This is a genomic window from Nocardiopsis sinuspersici (assembly GCF_001998325.1).
GTDB classification, from domain to species: Bacteria; Actinomycetota; Actinomycetes; order Streptosporangiales; family Streptosporangiaceae; genus Nocardiopsis; species Nocardiopsis sinuspersici.
Map to the genome: position 1 here is coordinate 4,410,642 of NZ_MCOK01000001.1, position 18,851 is coordinate 4,429,492.

Consider the following 18,851-nt stretch of genomic DNA (forward strand, 5'->3'; position numbering starts at 1 on the left):
CAAAGCCCCCAGGTAGGAGCCCCCGTTGCCGAACACCCACCACGTCACCGAGTTCGCGGGCCTGCCCGTGGTCGAGTTCCCCGGCTACGACACCGTGGACGACGTCTACCAGAACATGGTCCGTAGGGGCATCCCCATCCCCGACCCCTATCCGCCGCACGCGGCCCTGGAAGCCGCATTGGCAGATCCCGGGTCGGTCGCCTGGCGACTGCGGAGGGACGAACCTCGTGATGTACCGCCGTACCGGCCTGGCAGGTTCTTTCAGGACCAGCCCTTGGAGGGCACCGCCAGCTACACAGCCCGGTTCGCCGAGGAGGTGGACCTGTCCGCGGTAACGGCGCTGACGGTCGGCAACATGCCGGACGAGGACCACGGGACGGAGGTCGAAAAGGCCGCCGAAGCGCTACTCGGACTGGCACCGCGGCTCACCGGGTTGCGATCGCTGTTCTTCGGCGAGGTCGTGCAGGAGGAGAACGAGATCTCCTGGATCAACCTGTGCGACCTGGCACCCCTGGTGACCGCGCTGCCGAACCTGGAGGAGCTCGTCGTGCGCGGCGGCAGCGGTGACCTGAGCCTGCACATCCGCGAGCACCGGTCGCTGCGCAGCCTCACCGTCCAGAGCGGGGCGCTGCGCCCCGAGGTGGTCAGGGACGTGTGCGCCTCCGGCCTGCCCGTGCTGGAACACCTGGAGCTGTGGCTGGGGGCGGAGGAGTACGGCGGCGAGACCACTCCGGAGGACCTCGGACCCGTCCTGTCCGGGAAGGCCTTCCCCGAACTGTGCTCACTGGGTGTGCGCAACACCGAGGGCATCGACGACTGGATCCCCGTGTTGGCGCAGGCACCCGTCCTGCCCTCACTGGAGGTCCTCGACCTGTCCCTGGGCGACCTCACCGACGAGGGCGCACAGGCCCTGATCGAGGCCGCCCCGGCCTTCCGGGGACTGCGCCGCCTGGACCTGCACCACCACTTCCTGTCCGAGGACATGCGCGAACGCGTCCGCGCCGCCCTGCCCGGCGTGGAGGTCGACCTGTCCGGCCCGCGGGAACCGAACACCTACGGCGGCGAGGTCCACTACTACACGGCGGTCGCGGAATGACCCCGGAGCGCCCGCTGGCCGTGGTGGGGGTCCCCGGAAACCGGCGCCTGGACCTGTTCGGCGAGGCGGTCCGGGCCGCCGGCCTGCCCGAACCCGTGATCGTGCCGTGGCACGACCTGGCCACCGGGCCGGTGACACTGCCCGGGGACGCCCTGGTCCGGGTGGACTCCCCCGGCGGCGACGTGGAGACCGAGCGCCTGCTGCGCGGCTGGAGGCACGCCCCCGACCTCTACCGGGCCGAGGGCACCGCCGACCAGCACGCCGGGTTCCGCGCGGCGCTGGACCGGCTCGCGACGGCGGTGGCCGCCACCCCCGGCGCGCACCTGCTCCAGGAGACCGCCGACCTGGTGGACATGTGCGACAAGAGGCGCTGCCACGCGCGCCTGACGGCGGCCGGGATCCCGGTGGCGCCCGCCCTGCCCGGGCCGGTCACGGACTACGCGTCGCTGCGCGCGGCGATGGACGCGCACCGCTGGTCCAGGGTGTTCGTCAAGCCCGCGCACGGCTCCTCCGCCTCGGGGGTGGTGGCGCTGGCCACCGCGTCCGGCGGACGGGTCAGGGCGGTGACCTCCGCCGACCTGGTCCGGGGCGCCGACGGGTCCGTGGAGCTGTACAACAGCCTGCGGCTGCGCACCTACACCCGGGAGGAGGAGGTCGCGACGGTGGTGGACGCGCTCGCCCCGGACGGCCTGCACGTGGAGCGGTGGGTGCCCAAGGCGGGGTTCGACGGCAGGGCCGTGGACCTGCGCGTGGTGGTGGTCGCGGGCCGCGCCACGCACGTCGTGGTGCGCTCGTCCACCTCGCCCATGACCAACCTGCACCTGGGCAACGCCCGGGGCGACCTGGAGGCCCTGCGGGAGTCGGTCGGCCCGCACGCGTGGGCGGAGGCGCTGGCCACCGCCGAGTCCGCCGCCGCGTGCTTCCCCCGCACCCTGCACGCCGGGGTGGACCTGCTGGCCCTTCCCGGGTGGCGGGAGTTCGCCGTGTGCGAGGTCAACGCCTTCGGCGACCTCATCCCCGGAGTGCTGCACGAGGGCCGCGACACCTACGCCGAGCAGTTGCACGCCCTGGCCACCGGCCGGTTCCCCGTTCCCGGACCCGAGAGAGTATGAACAGCACCGAACCCGACATGAACGCCGTGGTGGGCACGCACGACATCCTGCTGCTCACCCTGGACACCCTCCGGTACGACGTGGCCGCCGAGCTGGCCGAGTCGGGCCGCACGCCCAACCTCGCCCGGCTGCTGCCGGGAGGGCGGTGGGAGCGCAGGCACGCCCCCGCGAGCTTCACCTACGCCTCCCACCTGGCGATGCTGGCCGGCTTCCTGCCCACGCCCGCCGCACCCGGTCCGCACCCGCGCCTGTTCGCCGCCGCCTTCCCGGGCAGCGTGTCCACCGCGCCGCACACCTGGACCTTCGACACCCCCGACCTGGCCTCGGGACTGGCCCGGGCCGGGTACCACACGGCGTGCGTCGGGGGCACGGGCTTCTTCAACCGGCGTTCGGCGGTGGGCTCGGTCCTCCCCGACATGTTCGCCGAGAGCCACTGGGAGGAGTCGTTCGGCGTGGCCGACCCGCACTCCTTCGAGAACCAGGTGGCGTGCGCGGCCCGGATCGCGGGGGAGCGGCCCGCGGACCAGCCGCTGTTCCTGCTGCTCAACGTGTCGGCGCTGCACCAGCCCAACTGGTTCCACCTGCCCGGGGCCACCAGGGAGGACGGGGACAGCCGGGAGAGCCACGCGGCCGCGCTGGAGTACGTGGACCGGCACCTGCCGCCGCTGCTGGCGGCGATGTCGGCCCGCCGCCCCTGCTTCGCCATCGTGTGCTCCGACCACGGCACCGCCTACGGCGAGGACGGCCACACCGGCCACCGCATCGGCCACGAGACCGTGTGGACGGTCCCCTACGCCCACGCGTTCCTGCCCCTGGAGCGCACCGCACCCGTCGACGCCCAGGAGGCGATCGCGTGACCACCGCACTCACCCCGCGCGCAGAACCGGTACGCGCCGACTCCCCGTACCAGTCCTACGTCTACGCCTACCCGCACAAGAGCGCCTACCGGCCCTTCGAGAACCGTCCCCCGCTCGCCGACCTGTGGCGCGGCGAGGACGTCGACGCACTGTCCCTGTACACGCACATCCCCTTCTGTGAGATGCGCTGCGGGTTCTGCAACCTGTTCACCCGCTCCACTCCCCCGGCCGAGCAGGTCACCGCCTACCTGGGCGCCCTGGAGCGGCAGGCGGAGGCGGTGGCCGAGGTCCTGCCGGAGGGCGCGCGGTTCGCGCGGGCCGCCCTGGGCGGGGGCACTCCCACGTACCTGACCGCCGAGGAGCTCACACGGGTCTACGACCTCACCGAGCGAGCGTTCGGGGTGGACCTGTCGCGGATCCCGGTGTCGGTGGAGACCTCACCGGCCACGGCCACCCCCGACCGGCTGCGGGTGCTCGACGCGCGCGGCGCCACGCGGATCAGCATGGGCGTACAGAGCTTCCTCGACTCCGAGGCCCACGCGGCCGGGCGCCCGCAGAAGCGCGCCGAGGTGGACCGGGCGCTGGCCGCGATCCGCGAGCACGCCTCCGCCGACCTCAACGTCGACCTCATCTACGGCATCGAGCGGCAGGACGCCCGCACCTGGGCCCACTCGCTGGACACCGCGCTGGAGTGGGCGCCGGAGGAGGTGTACCTGTACCCGCTGTACGTGCGCCCGCTCACGGGGCTGGGCCGCCGCGCCCGCGAGTGGGACGACCACCGTCTCAGCCTGTACCGGCAGGGCCGCGACCACCTGCTCGAACGCGGCTACGAGCAGGTGTCCATGCGCATGTTCCGGCGCGCGGACGCCCCGGCCGCGGCGGACCCCGACCACTGCTGCCAGACCGACGGCATGGTGGGGCTGGGCTGCGGCGCCCGGTCGTACACGGCCGGTGCGCACTACTCGTTCGACTACGCCGTGGGAGTGGGCGGGGTGCGGTCGATCATCGCCGACTACGTGGACCGCGACCGGGCCGACTTCACCCGCGCGGAGGTGGGCTTCCACCTGGACGAGGACGAGCGGCGGCGCCGCCACCTGCTCCAGTCGCTGCTGCGGGCGGAGGGGATGGACACGGCGGCCTACGCCGAGCGGTTCGGCTCCCACCCCCGCCAGGACTTCCCCGGGATCTTCGCGGCCCTCGACGAGCGCGGATGGCTGGAGCGCGGGGGCGCACCGGACCTGGTCCGGCTGGCCCCGGAGGGGCTCGCGCACTCCGACGCGATCGGGCCGATGTTCTTCTCCGCCGGGGTGAGGGCGCTGATGGCCGACTACGAGGCCCGGTGAGCGCGGTGGCACCGGCGCCCTCCGGCACGACGCTCCCACCGCACCTGACCCTGCTCTACCGGGGACCGCTGGCCAGCTGCGACTACGACTGCCCGTACTGCCCCTTCGCCAAGCGGCGCGACGGCCCCGAGACGCTGCGCGCCGACCGGGCCGCGCTGGAGCGGTTCACCGACTGGGTGGCGGGGCAGGAGGCCGAGCACCCGGGCACGCGGTTCTCGGTGCTGTTCACCCCGTGGGGCGAGGGGCTGGTGCGGTCCTGGTACCGGAGGGCGATCACCCGGCTCAGCCACCTGCCCCACGTGGACCGCGTGGCCATCCAGACCAACCTGAGCGGACGCGCGGGCTGGCTGGCCGACTGCGACCTGTCCACCGCCGCGCTGTGGACCACCTACCACCCCGGGCAGGTGTCCCACGAGCGCTTCCTCGCCAAGGCGCGCGAGCTGGCCGGGATGGGGGTGCGGTTCAGCGTCGGCGTGGTCGGCGAGCCCGAGCACCTGGAGGCGGCCCGGCGGATGCGCGCCGACCTGCCCGGGGAGGTGTACCTGTGGGTGAACGCCTCGGAGGGGCGGACCTACACCGACGCGGAGGCCGCCGAGTGGCAGGCCCTGGACCCGCACTTCCACTACAGCCGCCGGCCCCATCCCAGCCGGGGACTGCCCTGTCGTACCGGTGACAGTGTGCTGTCCGTGGACGGGGACGGGAACGTGCGCCGCTGCCACTTCGTGGACACGCCGCTGGGCAACCTCTACGACGGTTCGTTCGCCCCCCGGCTCGGTCCGCGCGCGTGCCCGCTGACCAGCTGCGACTGCCACATCGGCTACGTCCACCTGGAATCGCTGGACCTGTACGACGTGTTCCGGGGAGGGGTGGTGGAACGGATCCCCGCGGGACCGGTGACCACGCTCCCGCTCGTGTGACGGCGGGCGAAAACCCCTTCAGAAGGTCTCAGGCAACCGACATAATGCGCACCATGGTCTTTCCCCGGGTTATCGCGACCGACCTCGACGGCACCCTCCTGGGAAGGGAGGGGCTCGTCTCCGAACGCAACCGGCGGGCCCTGGCCGCCGCCGCGGAGGCGGGCGTCAGGGTGGTCGTCTCCACCGCGCGTCCGCCCCGCACCACCCAGCACATCGCCGAACAGCTCACCTGCGCCGCCGTGCTCTGCGGCAACGGCGCCCTCGCCCACGTGCCCGACTCCGACCCCCTGGTGCGCGCGATCGACCTGGAGACCGCCAGCACGGTGGTCGAGAAGCTGCGCGGCGCGCTGGAGGGGATCGGCTTCGGCGTCGAGACCGGCACCGACTTCTTCCACGACGCCGGATACCACCTGGAGCCGTGGGTGCCCCGCGACTGGGTACGCGAGGTGCTGGAGACCCCCGACGCCCTGCTCAGCCGGGCCTCACCGGTCACCAAGCTGCTCGTGCGCTCCCGCGACATCCCGGTGCACGTGCTGCACGAGGCAGCCCTGGAGGTGGTCGGCCCGCTGGCGGAGGTCACCTACTCGGGCGGTTTCGGCCTGCTGGAGCTGAGCGCCCCGGGGGTGAGCAAGGGCAGCACGCTCGCGATGGTCTGCGAGCGGTGGGGTGTCTCCGCCGAGGAGGTGGTGGCCTTCGGCGACATGCCCAACGACCTGTCCGCCCTGTCCTGGGCCGGTGCGGGGTACGCCATGGCCAGCGGGCACCCGGATCTGCTCGACCCGGCGCTGGGGCTGCTGACGGCCCCCGCCAGCAACGAGGACGGCGTGGCCAGGGTGGTCGAACGGCTGCTCGCCGAAGGCTGAAAACCCGTGGCCGCGCGGCCGGTGCTCCCTCTAGGGTCCATACGAGGAGAAGCCTCCTCAGCCCATGAGGGGTGCCGTTCGGGCGCCGACGGGGTTCTGGAGGATCCGAGGGTTCCCGCCTACAGGGCGCCCGAACAAGGAGGGCTCCGCGCCGCGGGCGTCCGTTGAGGGTGGTGGGAGGGTGACGGGCGGGCGAAGCGGAGCCCCAGAAAAGACAAGGAGCACCGTGCCGCATCCCACCCAGATCGTCTCGGCCCTGGCCGATCCCGCCCGCCTGGCGCTCTACGCCCGCGTGGTCCACGCGGGCTCCGACGGCGTGCCCGCCGAGGAGGCCCGCGCGGGCGGGTCCAGGGAGCGCAAGCGCCTGGCCCGGCTGGCGGACGCCGGCCTGGTACGCGAGGACGGCGACCGCGTGGTGGCCGATCCGGCGGTGTTCGCCACCGCCCTGGAGGAGCACCGGCCCATCGACCGGGACCCGGTGGACTCCCTGTTCCACGGCGGCCGACTGACCGCTCTTCCCGCCAGACGCGAACTGCGGCGCGGGGTGTTCGAGCGCGTCACCGGCCGGTTCTTCGCCCCCGGCGTGAAGTACACCGAGAAACAGGTCAACGCCGCGCTGCTGTCCTGCTGCGACGACCCGTCGTCGATGCACCGCCACCTCGTGGACGAGGGGTACCTGACCCGTAACGACGAGGGGAGCGTGTACCGGGTCCCAGGCGCCTGACACCCGGCCGCTCCGCCGGGGTCAGGACGTGTGGAGGTCGTCCACCTGCTCGTGGTAGGTACGCCGGGTGCGCTCGGTGTGCTCGCTCATCAGCCTCAGCGCCTCGGCCGCGTTCCCCTCCTCGATGACGTCGACGAGCTGGGCGTGCTCGTCCCAGGAGGCGGCGCCGCGGACGCGGGCGACCGGAGCGTAGTACCAGCGGACCCGGCGGTCGACCTGCGCGGCCAGCTCGGCGAGCACCCGGTTGCCCGAGGCCTCGGTGACGGTGCGGTGGAAGTCGGCGTTGGTCTGGACGACCGCGTCGGTGTCGGCGCGCTCGGTCGCCGCGCGTCCGGCGGAGATCAGCTCGCGCAGCAACCCGACCTGCTCGGCCGAGGCGTTCTCGGCCGCCAGCCGGGCCGACTCGGTCTCCAGCAGGGCGCGGACGGCCAGGAGCTGGTCGGCCTCGCTCTCGGTGGGCGTGTGCACGAACGCGCCGTAGCCGGGCCTCAGGTCCACCCACCCCTCGTTGCTGAGTCGCTGCATCGCCTCCCGGACGGGTTGGCGGGAGACGCCCAGGTTCTGGGCCAGCTCCGTCTCGACCAGGTGCTGGCCGGGTGAGAGGGAACGTGTGGTGATCAGGTCGAGGATGGCCTCGTACACGGCTTCACGCAGTGGTACCGGACGCTGGATACGCCCTGCGACGGTACTCAACCCCTGCGAGGACATAGGAAGTCTCCAGAATCCAGGTGGGCGGTCTTTGTAGACAGTGTACAAAGCACAGCGGGGATGTGGGTCACCTCGGCAGCTCCACGAGTTCGACGCGGCCCGGGGCACGGCCCGGCTGGAGGACCGCGAGGGCGTCCGCCGCGGCGGCGGCGCTCAGGTCCGCGGGACCGGATCCGGGCAGCTCCACCGCCAGATTCCGGCTGACGCGCACCGGCACCAGACGGGTGTCGGACGCGTGCGGCGGGGTCGTGCCGGCGAACCGGGCGCGCCCTCCGGTGTGTGCGGGATCACGTCGGCCCGCGCGTCCGCTGAGTACCGGGACGAGCAGGGTGAGTGCGGCGGCCAGGGCGGCGCCGGGGTTGCCCGGCAGCCCCACGACCACGGCGCCCGAGCGCAGCACCGCCAGCATCTGCGGGTGCCCCGGCCGGCAGGACACGCCGTCGACGACGAGCTCCGCGCCGAGCTCGGCCAGCACCGTGCGCAGGTGGTCGGCGGGTCCGGCCGAGGAGGAGCCGCAGACGGCGACGACGTCGGACCCCGCGGCCGCGTCCAGTTCCCGCGCCAGGTCCCGTCCCCGGTCGGCGACCGGGACCGCGGGAGCGCACCGTCCCCCCGCCCAGGCCGCCAGACCGGGCAGGACGGGTCCGATCGCGTCGCGCACCGCGCCCGGGCGCGGCGTCCCCCGGCGCACGACCTCGTCCCCCGTGACCAGGACGCGCACCAGGGGGCGGAGTACGGACAAGGTGTCCAGGCCCAGGCTCGCGGCCAGCCCCAGGAGGGCGGGCGTGACGGGGCTCCCCCGGTGGGCGACCAGTGATCCGGCCGCGGTGGTCTCGCCCCGGCGCCGGACGTGCCGCCCGGGTTCGGCGCCGCCGTACACGGTTCCCGAGGACACCGTCGCCCGCTCGTGGGGGAGGACGGCGGTGGTGCCGTCCGGTACGACGGCACCCGTGGCGATCTCCACCGCCTCTCCACGGCGCAGGCGGGCGACGGGCCCCCGGTGCCCGGCGAACGACCGGCCCAGGACGGCCCAGGGGCCCTCTCCGGACACCGCGTACCCGTCCATCGCAGCACTGTCCAGGACGGGGACGTCGACCGCCGAGACGAGGTCGGCGCCGAGGGTGGAACCGAGTGCGTCGGCGAGCGACTCCTCGGCCATGGGCGATCCACCCTCGGCGCCGGTCGCCCGCGCCAGCTTCCGTGCCCTTTTCCAGGAGACGGAAGACCGCGGGCGAGATTTCACGTGAAGAAGCGGAGAAGTTTCCGAAGCACCCAGGTCGGACATTCCTTCTCTCCCTGCCGTGGTGTGAAGGAGCGGCTTCGCAAGCATACTGTATACAGTATGGAAAATGAAAGGAGTTCCTATGCGAATCGCCGTCCTTGGAGCGGGAGCGATCGGTGCCTACGCGGGCGCCGCGCTGCACCGCGGTGGTGCCGACGTCCACCTCGTCGCCCGTAACGAGAACCTGCGGGCCATACGTGAGAACGGGGTCCGGGTGCTGAGTCCGCGTGGCGACTTCACCGCACGCCCCCATGTCACGGACGACCCCACCGAGATCGGACCCGTCGACACCGTCATCCTCGGCCTCAAGGCCCAGCAGTACGCCGGATGCGGTCCGCTGCTGCGCCCCCTCCTCGGGCCCGCCACCTCCGTCGTGGCCGCGCAGAACGGCATCCCGTGGTGGTACTTCCACGGGGTCGGGGGCCCCTTCGCGGGCAGGAGGATCGAGAGCGTGGACCCCGGAGGCGCGGTGAGCCGGACGATCCCGGTCGAGCGCGCCATCGGGTGCGTGGTCTACGCGGCCACCGAGATCGCCGCGCCGGGGGTGATCCAGCACATCGAGGGAACCCGCTTCTCCATCGGCGAGCCGGACGGCTCGGACTCCGCGCGCTGTCGCGACCTGGCCGCGGCGATGGAGGCGGGCGGGCTCAAGTGCCCGGTCGAACGCGACCTGCGCGAGGACATCTGGGTGAAGCTGATGGGCAACATCGTCTTCAACCCGCTGAGCGCGCTGACCCGGTCGACCATGGTGCAGATCTGCCGCGACCGCTCGACCAGGGAGCTGGCCCGCACCATGATGAACGAGACCCTGCAGGTGGCGGCCGAGCTGGGCGTGCGGACGAGCATCTCCGTCGAGCGGCGGCTGGCGGGCGCCGAGCGGGCCGGCGACCACCGCACCTCCACCCTGCACGACCTGGAGCGGGGGCGCCCCATGGAACTGGACGTCATCCTGTCCGCCGTGGTGGAGCTGGCCGACATGACCGGGGTCCCGGTGCCGACGCTCCGCGCGATCGACGCCACGGCGGGACTGCTGAACCAGAGGGTGTCCGAGCCCTCCACCCCCGCTCCCTCCCTGGTCGCAGGCTCTTGACCTCTACTCCCTTAGCACAAATACTGTATACAGTATCCTTACCATACGGTTCGTGGTAACCGCCCACGCCCACGAGCCCTTCACGAAGAAGGCCACGAACACCAAGCGAGGCCACATGCGATCCGACGACCTCTCCGCCCCCCTCGACCGCCTCACCCGACCACTCGTGCGCGAGCACGGCGAACTGCGCCCGGCCACCTGGGACGAGGCCCTCGACCGCGCCGCCGCCGGATTCCGGCAGGGCGTGGAGCGCCACGGGCCGAACTCCTTCGGCATGCTCTCCTGCGCCCGGGCCACCAACGAGATGAACTTCATGGCGCAGAAGTTCGCCCGCGTCGTGGTCGGCACCAACAACGTCGACTCGTGCAACCGCACCTGCCACGCCCCCAGCGTCGCCGGGCTGGCCGCCGCCTTCGGGTCCGGGGGCGGCACCTCCTCCTACACGGAGATCGAGGACACCGACCTCATCATCATCTGGGGCGGCAACCCGCGCTTCGCGCACCCGATCTTCTTCCAGCACGTACTCAAGGGAGTCCACCGGGGCGCCAAGCTCTTCGTCGTGGACCCCCGCCGCACGTCGACCGCCGAGTGGGCCGACCGCTGGCTCGGGCTCAACGTCGGCACCGACATCCCGCTGGCACACGCCGTCGGCCGGGAGATCCTGCACGCGGGCCTGGCCAACGAGACCTTCGTCGAACGCGCCACCACCGGCCTGGACGAGTACCGCGAACTGGTCGAGCCGTGGACGCTCGCCGCGGCCGAGGCCGAGACGGGCGTGCCCGCGGAGGCCATCCGCGAGATGGCGCACGCCTACGCCCGCGCCGAGCGCGCCCAGCTCTGCTGGACCCTCGGCATCACCGAGCACCACAACGCGACCGACAACGTGCGCGCGCTGATCAACCTGTCGCTGCTGACCGGCCACGTGGGCCGGCACGGCGCCGGGCTCAACCCGCTGCGCGGACAGAACAACGTGCAGGGCGGTGGCGACATGGGCGCCATCCCCGACCGGCTGGTCGGGTTCCAGGACATCCTGGACCCGGAGGTGCGCGCCCCGTTCGAGCGGTTGTGGGGGCGGCCGATCCAGGGCACCAAGGGCAAGACCCTCACCCAGATGTTCGAGTCGATGGAGTCCCAGGAGCTCAGGACGCTCTACGTGATCGGGGAGAACCCGGTCCAGTCCGAGCCCGAGACGCACAAGACCACGGGTCGGCTGCGTTCGCTGGACCACCTCGTGGTGCAGGACATCTTCCTGACCCGTACCGCCGAACTCGCCGACGTGGTGCTCCCGGCCAGCGCCTCCTGGTGCGAGTCGGACGGCACCTTCACCAACAGCGAGCGGCGGGTCCAACTGGTCCGCAAGGCCCTGGACCCGCCGGAGGGCGCCCGGGACGACATCGAGATCATGTGCGAGCTGGCGAACCGCATGGGGCAGGAGTGGGAGCGCCCGTCGGCCGAGGACATCTGGAACGAGGTGCGCTCGCTGTCCCCCATGCACCGGGGCATGAGCTACGCGCGCCTGGCCGAGCTGAGCGGTATCCAGTGGCCCTGCTACTCCGAGGACGAGCTGGAGCCGAGCTACCTGCACTCACGGCTGTGGTCCGAGGACCCGGAGGAGCGCGGCGAACCCGCGCCCTTCGGCATCGTCGGCCACTCGCCGCCGGTGGACCTGCTGGACGAGGACTTCCCGTTCCGCCTGACCACCGGGCGCCGGCTGGACGACTACAACACCGGTGTGCAGACCAGCGGCTTCTCCTCCCCCCTGCGCCGGGGCGAGCTGCTGGACCTGTCCCCCGAGGACGCCGCCAAGCTCGGCGTCAAGGACGGGGAGACGGTGCGCGTGACCTCGCGCCGGGGCTCGGTCCTGACCCCCGTCTCGGTCACCGAGGCCATGCGGCCGGGGCTGGTGTTCATGACCTTCCACTTCCCCGACCAGGTGGACACCCAGATGCTGACCATCGACGCCACGGACCCGATCGCCGGCACGGCCGAGTACAAGGCGGCCGCGGTCCGGATCGAACGGGTGGAGGAGGAGGCGCGGGTGAGCGCCGCCGCGAGCTGATCCGGGCGCGCCCCGGATGCGCCGAGCACACGAGAAGCGTGTGGGCCGTCTCCCCAGCCCCCTGCGGAGACGGCCCGCGCGGGTGCCCGAGCGCACCTGCCGTGTGCGGTTCGAGCACGCCCCGGGAAGGATGACATCCCACCGGGACCGCGTCGGACCACGGGGTTGTCAATCCGACTCACCCATCATACTGTTCTCTGTATACAGAATCCTGTGATCTGGCTTACACGTGATATGAGGTGACACGGGCGTGGACCTGAAATTCCTGGACGAGGCTCCCACCACCGCCGAGCGCGAGGCTGTCGACTCGGTCCTGGGACCGCCTGAGTCCGGATGGGACGGCGGCACCCGTCAGGACACCGACCTGCGCTACGCCAGGGGCGGCCACACCGCCCGTGACCAGCGCGACATGCTCCTACCCGCCCTACACGCCGTCAACGACCGCGTGGGCTGGATCAGCCGCGGCGCACTCGACCACATCTGCCGCAGACTGACCGTTCCCCCGGCGGAGGCCTACGCCGTCGCCTCCTTCTACGCGATGTTCGCCATGCACGAGCGGCCCCGGCGGGTCGTGCACCTGTGCACGGACATCGCCTGCGCCGCCGCGGGCTCCTCGGGGCTGCGCGACCGCATGGTCGAACGGCTGGGTCCGCCCGGATCCACCGAGGGCGGCACCACCTGGCACGAGAGCCCCTGCCTGGGCATGTGCGAACGCGCACCCGCCGCGCTCGCGCTCCAGGCCGGGGACCCGGCCCGGTACGCCGTCGCCGCGCCCGCCGGCCCCGACGACCTGGACGCCCTCGCCGAGAGCGCGTCCGCGGACGGACCGGTGGCTCCGAGCGAGGGGAACGGCCACCGCCCGGCGGTCCGCACCACCTACGGCGCCGACCCGCTCCCGGGCACCGCGCCCGAGGCGGACGCCGCCTCCGCGGTCCCCGACGCGGGCTCCCCCGACCACGTCCTGCTGCGCCGGATCGGCCGCGTCGACCCGCTCAGCCTGGACGACTACCGCGCGGAGGGCGGCTACGCGGCGCTGCGCGAGGCCCTGCGGCTCGGACCCGCCGGGGTCCTCCGGGAGGTGAACGACTCCGGCCTGGTCGGCCGCGGCGGCGCGGCCTTCCCCACCGGCCGCAAGTGGAGCGCCACCGCCCAGCAGCCCGACGCGCCGCACTACCTGGTGTGCAACGCCGACGAGAGCGAGCCCGGCACCTTCAAGGACCGGGTGCTGATGGAGGGCGACCCCTTCTCCCTCGTCGAGGCCATGACGATCGCCGGATACGCGATCGGCGCCCAGACCGGCTACCTGTACATCCGGGGCGAGTACCCGAGGGCCCTGCGGCACCTGGAGAACGCCCTCGCCCTGGCCCGCGAGCGCGACCTGCTCGGCACCGACATCATGGGCTCGGGCTTCTCCTTCGACATCGAGATCCGGCGCGGCGCGGGCGCCTACATCTGCGGCGAGGAGACCGCGATCTTCGGCTCCATCGAGGGCCAGCGGGGCGAGCCCCGCTCCAAGCCGCCCTTCCCCGTGGAGAAGGGGCTGTTCGGCAAGCCGACCGCCGTCAACAACGTGGAGACACTGGTCAACGTGCTCCCGGTCCTGCTGATGGGCGGCCCCGCGTACGCGGCCGTGGGCACCGAGAAGTCGACCGGTCCCAAGCTGTTCTGCCTCTCCGGCGGCGTACGCCGTCCCGGCCTGTACGAGATGCCCTTCGGAGCCACCCTGCGCGACCTGGTCGAGGCGGCGGGCGGGATGCCGGAGGGCCGCTCGATCCGCGCGATCCTCCTCGGCGGTGCCGCCGGGACGTTCGTGCGCGGCGACGAGCTGGACATCCCCCTCACCTTCGAGGGGGCGAGGGAGGCGGGGACCTCGCTGGGCTCGGGCGTCGTCCTCGTCCTGGACGACACCGCGGACCTGGCCTCGACGCTGGTACGCGTCGCCGCCTTCTTCCGGGACGAGTCGTGCGGCCAGTGCGTCCCGTGCCGTGTGGGCACCGTGCGCCAGGAGGAGTCCCTGCTGCGCCTGCGGGCCGGCGCCTCCCCCGCCCAGGAGCTGCCCCTGCTGCGCGAGGTCGGCCAGGCCATGCGGGACGCCTCGATCTGCGGACTCGGCCAGACCGCCTGGAACGCCGTGGAGTCGGCCATCGACCGGCTCGGACTGTTCTCCGAAGACACCCACCAGACCGCCGCGCCGGGCGACCGGCCGGCGACCGAGGAGGCCCGATGACCGCCCCCGTACTCCTGTCCCCGCCCAAGCGGCTGATCGACGCGACCATCGACGGAGAGCAGGTCCGCGTCCCGGAGGACACCACGATCCTGGACGCCTGCTCCGCGTCCGGGACCGAGATCCCCACCCTGTGCTACGGCGACACGCTCACCCCGCGCAACGCCTGCCGCGTGTGCGTGGTGGAGGTGGAGGGCGCGCGCACGCTCGCCCCCGCCTGCTCGCGCAAGCTGGAGGCCGGGATGAGCGTGGCCACCGACTCCGAGCGGGTCCGGCACAGCCGCAAGCTGGTCCTGGAGCTGCTGGGCTCCTCGGTGGACCTGTCCACCACGCCGCAGGTGGCGGAGTGGATGGAGCGCTACGAGGCGGAGCCCGAGAGGTTCGGCCGGCGGGCCGAGCCCGCCGCCCTGGGCGTGCGCGACGCCCGCCGGGCGGGCGAGCACGAGCCCGGCGACGGCTCCGTCGCGGCGACGGTCGAGCAGCCCGCCAAGGTGGACAACGACCTCTACGTGCGCGACTACTCCAAGTGCATCATGTGCTACAAGTGCGTGGACGCCTGCGGCGACCAGTGGCAGAACACCTTCGCCATCGGAGTGGCGGGCCGGGGGTTCGACGCGCGCATCTCCACCGAGCACGACGTGTCCCTGCCCGACTCGGCCTGCGTGTACTGCGGGAACTGCATCGAGGTCTGCCCGACCGGCGCCCTGTCGTTCTCCACGGAGTTCGACATGCGCCAGGAGGGTACCTGGGACGAGGAGAAGCAGTCCGAGACGACCACGATCTGCACCTACTGCGGGGTCGGCTGCAACCTCACCCTGCACGTGCAGGAGAACAAGATCGTCAAGGTCACGTCCCCGCACGACAATCCGGTGACCCATGGAAACCTGTGCATCAAGGGCCGGTTCGGCTTCCAGCACGTGCAGCGGCGCGGCGGAGACTGAATCCGTGGGTCCGCCCCCCTCGACGCGGGGCGGGTGAAGGAGTAGACCAGACGCAGCGGAAGGCGGTGGACGGATGGGACGGGTCACGACCCGGGAGAAGGTCCTCCGGATCAGGGAGGGGGTCGCGAGTGAGCGCGTGGACACCCTCGTGGTGGAGGAGCCGCTGGAGATCAGGCTGGACGGGACCCCGCTGAGCATCACCATGCGCACCCCCGGAAGCGACTTCGACCTCGCCGCGGGGTTCCTGGTCAGCGAGGGGGTGGCGGCCCGGGAACGGGACGTCACCGCGATCCGCTACTGCGCCGGGGCCACCGAGGACGGATCGAACACCTACAACGTGCTCGACGTGTCGCTGGCCCCGGACGTCCCCCGCCCGGACACCTCCCTGGAGCGCAACTTCTACACCTCCTCCTCCTGCGGGCTGTGCGGCAAGGCGAGCCTGGACGCCGTGCGCACCCAGGCCCGCTGGCCGGTGGCCGGGGACGGGCTGCGGATCGGCCTGGACACGCTGACGGCGCTGCCGGACCGGCTGCGCGAGGCACAGCGGGTGTTCGACCGCACCGGCGGCCTGCACGCCGCCGGGCTGTTCACCCCGCAGGGCGAGCTGCTCGTCCTGCGCGAGGACGTGGGCAGGCACAACGCGGTGGACAAACTGGTCGGCTGGGCGCTGCGCTCCGACCGTCTGCCGCTGCGTGACACGGTACTGATGGTGTCGGGACGCGCTTCCTTCGAGCTGGTGCAGAAGGCGTGGATGGCGGGCATCCCCATGATGGCCGCCGTCTCCGCGCCCTCCTCCCTCGCGGTCGACCTGGCCGAGGAGGCGGGCATCACGCTCGTCGGATTCCTGCGCGGCACCTCCATGAACGTCTACGCCGGAAGGCACCGCGTACTCCTGGAGAAGGCGCTCACCGCGCCTTCGGCGGCCCCAGAAGTACCACGCCCTCCGGGTCGGTAGGCGCGGGCCCGGTCGGCGCGTACCAGCCCCCCGCGCCGGCCAGGCCCGATACCACGCCTGCCGGGCTTCCCCCGCCCCGGAAAGACGCACCGATACGCGGTGATCTTGCTCCCAGTGCCACTGTCGGTGCTCGACGGTGCCGCCAAGAGCAAGATCACCGCTGTCGTGCGCCGGTCAGACGCGTCCTTCCGGGTGCAGCGTGTAGTGCGGGAAGTTGCCGGGCAGCCGCTCGGAGGCGGGACCGCGGGTGACCGCGTGGACCAGGAGCTCACCGCCGACGAAGGCGCCCCGCCAGGAGTCGCCCCAGCCGCCGAACAGCTCGTCGCGGTCCCCGCGTGAGCGCGGCCGGTTGACGCCGACCTTGAAGGCCCGCACCCCGGCCGCCAGGCGGTCGGCCGTGTCGGTGTCGTCGCAGGAGATGGTGGCGACCAGCGCCCCGTTGCTGGCGTTCATGGCCGCCAGCAGCTCGGCCTCGGTGTCCACCAGCACGATCGTGTCGACCGGCCCGAAGGGCTCGGCGTGGAACAGCGGGGAGGAGCGCGGCGGCTCCAGCAGGGCCACGGGGGCCACGTAGGCGTCGGTGTTCTGCCCCGGGAGCAGCAGGGCGTCGGCGACGGAGCCCCGGTGGAGCGGCACCGCGCCGCCCGCGACGGCCTCCTCGACCCGGTCGGTGAGCTCCTTGGCCTTGGCCGCGTTGACCAGCGGCCCGAAGTCGAGCTGGGGCAGGTCGTCCCCGGGATCGGCGACGGCGAGCGGGTGCCCGAAGCGGACCGTGGACACGGCGGACAGATAGGCCTGGAGGAAGGCGTCGAAGCGGGAGCGCTGCACCACGAACCGGGGGTAGGCCGTGCAGCGCTGCTTGGCGTAGTCGAAGGTCTTGCGGATCTGCCCCGTGAGGGTGTCCCAGTCGTCGAACTCCCACACGCCCCAGCAGTTCAGGCCCTCCTGCTCCAGGATGTGCGGTCTGCCCAGGTCGGCGAGGTCGGCCGCGACCCGGCCCCCGGTGTCGCGCCCTCCGACGAAGGAGACGCAGCCGATCTCGGAGCCGCGGACCAGCGCCGGGGACAGGTCGCGCCCTCCACCGCTGACCAGGGTGAACGGCAGGCCCTCCCGGACCGCCAGGGCCACCGCCAGGGTGAGGCACACGAGCCCGCCGTCGGTGGGCGTCTTGGCGATCACGCCGTTGCCCGCCAGGGCCTGCACGCACATCGCGTGGGCCAGCACGCTCATGGGGTAGTTCCAGCTGGCGATGTTGCTGACGGGGCCGTCGAGGGCGACGCGCCCGTCCAGCATCCGGTCGACCTCCTCCAGGTACCACTCCACCCCCGAGATCGCCCGGTCGACGTCCTGGCGGGCCAGCCGCCAGGGCTTGCCGATCTCCCAGACCAGGGCCAGGGCCAGGGTGTCGCGGTGCTCGCCCCAGGCCCGGACGGCCGCGCGGACCCGGTCCCGGCGCTCGTCGAGGGGGACACCGCTCCACGCGCGGTGGTCGGCGGCGGCCCCGGCCACCGCGAGGTCCGCGGTGGCCTCGTCGAGCATGGGCGGTCCGGCGATCTCGGAACCGTCCACGGGCGAGTAGGACGTGCGCGGTTCACCGTCGGCACGCCACTGGCCGCCCCAGTGGTTGTTGACCCGGTCGGCGGCGAAGGCCTCCGGGGCGATCTCGCGGCAGCGGGCGTACAGGGTCGCCCACTCGGTGCCGGGCTTGAGCGTCATCTCCGTCATGGGGCTGTGGGCGCCATCGACTGCGAGGGGACGCCCGCCTCCTCTCCCTGGGTCGCTCCGGTCAGAGCGGTACGAATGATCTGGGCGGTTTCGCTGGGGGTCTTGCCGACCTTGACGCCGACGGCCTCCAGCGCTTCCTTCTTCGCGGCGGCCGTGCCCGAGGACCCCGACACGATCGCGCCCGCGTGGCCCATCGTCTTGCCCTCCGGAGCGGTGAAGCCCGCCACGTACCCCACCACCGGCTTGGTCACGTGCTCCCGGATGAAGTCCGCGGCCCGCTCCTCGGCGTCACCGCCGATCTCACCGATCATCACGATCACATCGGTGTCGGGATCGGCCTCGAAGGCCTTGAGCGCGTCGATGTGCGTGGTCCCGATGATCGGATCCCCACCGATGCCCACCGCCGAGGAGAACCCGATGTCACGCAGCTCGTACATCATCTGGTACGTCAGCGTGCCCGACTTGGACACCAGCCCGATCCGGCCCGGCTTGGTGATGTCGGAGGGAATGATGCCCGCGTTGGCCTGACCCGGGGTGATGAGCCCGGGACAGTTGGGGCCGATGATGCGCGTCTTGTTACCCGTGGCCTGGGCGTGGGCCCAGAACGCGGCCGTGTCGTGCACCGGGATGCCCTCGGTGATCACCACCGCCAGGCCGATCCCGGCGTCCACGGCCTCGAACACCGCGCCCTTGCAGAACTTGGGCGGCACGAAGATCACCGTGACGTCGGCGCCGGTGGCCTCCATGCCCTCGGCCACCGATCCGAAGACCGGCACCTGGGTACCGTCGAAGTCCACGCTCTGGCCCGCCTTGCGCGGGTTGACCCCGCCCACGATCTGGGTGCCCGAAGCGAGCATCCGGCGGGTGTGCTTGGTGCCCTCAGAGCCCGTCATGCCCTGGACGAGCACCTTGCTGTCCTTGTTCAGGAAGATAGCCATGTGTCTCTCATACTCCC

At 72.4% G+C, this 18,851-nt stretch carries 16 protein-coding genes; 12 read left to right on the forward strand and 4 right to left on the reverse strand.

Annotated features, from left to right (window positions below; translation table 11 throughout):
* Positions 1-25 precede the first annotated feature (25 nt).
* The 7 genes from NOSIN_RS19055 to NOSIN_RS19085 all read left to right on the forward strand — a co-directional run bounded on the left by NOSIN_RS19055 (position 26) and on the right by NOSIN_RS19085 (position 6,912).
* Positions 26-1,096, forward strand: coding sequence for an STM4015 family protein (locus NOSIN_RS19055; protein WP_077692055.1), 1,071 nt, complete (start codon positions 26-28; stop codon positions 1,094-1,096).
* Positions 1,093-2,208 carry an STM4014 family protein gene (locus NOSIN_RS19060; RefSeq protein ID WP_077692056.1) on the forward strand — a complete coding sequence of 372 codons (1,116 nt, stop codon included), beginning with the start codon at positions 1,093-1,095 and terminating at the stop codon, positions 2,206-2,208. Before NOSIN_RS19055 ends, NOSIN_RS19060 begins: the two co-directional genes overlap by 4 nt.
* Positions 2,205-3,065 (forward strand): STM4013/SEN3800 family hydrolase, encoded by an 861-nt coding sequence (locus NOSIN_RS19065; protein WP_077692057.1) that lies wholly within the window; start codon positions 2,205-2,207, stop codon positions 3,063-3,065. The genes NOSIN_RS19060 and NOSIN_RS19065 overlap by 4 nt, the downstream gene beginning before the upstream one ends.
* The gene (locus NOSIN_RS19070) at positions 3,062-4,408 is read left to right on the forward strand and encodes an STM4012 family radical SAM protein (RefSeq protein ID WP_077692058.1); all 1,347 of its coding nucleotides are present in this window, start codon (positions 3,062-3,064) and stop codon (positions 4,406-4,408) included. The genes NOSIN_RS19065 and NOSIN_RS19070 overlap by 4 nt, the downstream gene beginning before the upstream one ends.
* Entirely contained in the window at positions 4,405-5,325 is a 921-nt protein-coding gene (locus NOSIN_RS19075) for an STM4011 family radical SAM protein (RefSeq protein WP_077692059.1), read from the forward strand. The genes NOSIN_RS19070 and NOSIN_RS19075 overlap by 4 nt, the downstream gene beginning before the upstream one ends.
* A 44-nt stretch (positions 5,326-5,369) precedes the next feature.
* The gene (locus NOSIN_RS19080; protein WP_077692060.1) at positions 5,370-6,188 is read left to right on the forward strand and encodes an HAD hydrolase family protein; all 819 of its coding nucleotides are present in this window, start codon (positions 5,370-5,372) and stop codon (positions 6,186-6,188) included.
* 226 nt (positions 6,189-6,414) lie between these two features.
* Positions 6,415-6,912: a DUF2087 domain-containing protein gene (locus NOSIN_RS19085; RefSeq protein WP_077692061.1), complete on the forward strand. Its 498-nt coding sequence runs from the start codon at positions 6,415-6,417 to the stop codon at positions 6,910-6,912.
* A gap of 21 nt (positions 6,913-6,933) precedes the next feature.
* On the opposite strand, the gene NOSIN_RS19090 is transcribed toward NOSIN_RS19085, so the two are convergent.
* Positions 6,934-7,620: a GntR family transcriptional regulator gene (locus NOSIN_RS19090; RefSeq protein ID WP_171986609.1), complete on the reverse strand. Its 687-nt coding sequence runs from the start codon at positions 7,618-7,620 to the stop codon at positions 6,934-6,936.
* Positions 7,621-7,687: 67 nt separating this feature from the next.
* A complete protein-coding gene (locus NOSIN_RS19095) occupies positions 7,688-8,779 on the reverse strand; it encodes a molybdopterin-binding protein (protein ID WP_236743400.1) in 1,092 nt (363 codons plus the stop codon).
* A gap of 205 nt (positions 8,780-8,984) precedes the next feature.
* On the opposite strand from NOSIN_RS19095, the gene NOSIN_RS19100 reads away from it, so the two are divergent.
* The 5 genes from NOSIN_RS19100 to fdhD all read left to right on the forward strand — a co-directional run bounded on the left by NOSIN_RS19100 (position 8,985) and on the right by fdhD (position 16,171).
* Complete coding sequence (locus NOSIN_RS19100; RefSeq protein WP_077692063.1) at positions 8,985-9,992, forward strand: 2-dehydropantoate 2-reductase; 1,008 nt, start codon at positions 8,985-8,987, stop codon at positions 9,990-9,992.
* 115 nt (positions 9,993-10,107) lie between these two features.
* Complete coding sequence (locus tag NOSIN_RS19105; protein WP_077692064.1) at positions 10,108-12,051, forward strand: molybdopterin oxidoreductase family protein; 1,944 nt, start codon at positions 10,108-10,110, stop codon at positions 12,049-12,051.
* A 250-nt stretch (positions 12,052-12,301) separates the two neighbouring features.
* Positions 12,302-14,278 carry an NAD(P)H-dependent oxidoreductase subunit E gene (locus NOSIN_RS19110; protein ID WP_077692065.1) on the forward strand — a complete coding sequence of 659 codons (1,977 nt, stop codon included), beginning with the start codon at positions 12,302-12,304 and terminating at the stop codon, positions 14,276-14,278.
* Complete coding sequence (locus tag NOSIN_RS19115; protein WP_077692066.1) at positions 14,275-15,216, forward strand: 2Fe-2S iron-sulfur cluster-binding protein; 942 nt, start codon at positions 14,275-14,277, stop codon at positions 15,214-15,216. The genes NOSIN_RS19110 and NOSIN_RS19115 overlap by 4 nt, the downstream gene beginning before the upstream one ends.
* A gap of 73 nt (positions 15,217-15,289) precedes the next feature.
* Positions 15,290-16,171 carry a formate dehydrogenase accessory sulfurtransferase FdhD gene (gene fdhD / locus NOSIN_RS19120; protein WP_077692067.1) on the forward strand — a complete coding sequence of 294 codons (882 nt, stop codon included), beginning with the start codon at positions 15,290-15,292 and terminating at the stop codon, positions 16,169-16,171.
* Between the two features lie 174 nt (positions 16,172-16,345).
* Here fdhD and NOSIN_RS19125 read toward each other — a convergent pair whose 3' ends face one another.
* A complete protein-coding gene (locus NOSIN_RS19125; protein ID WP_077692068.1) occupies positions 16,346-17,896 on the reverse strand; it encodes an aldehyde dehydrogenase family protein in 1,551 nt (516 codons plus the stop codon).
* On the reverse strand, positions 17,893-18,834 hold the full coding sequence (gene sucD / locus NOSIN_RS19130) for a succinate--CoA ligase subunit alpha (RefSeq protein ID WP_077692069.1): 942 nt from the start codon (positions 18,832-18,834) through the stop codon (positions 17,893-17,895). The genes NOSIN_RS19125 and sucD overlap by 4 nt, the downstream gene beginning before the upstream one ends.
* Positions 18,835-18,851: the final 17 nt, after the last annotated feature.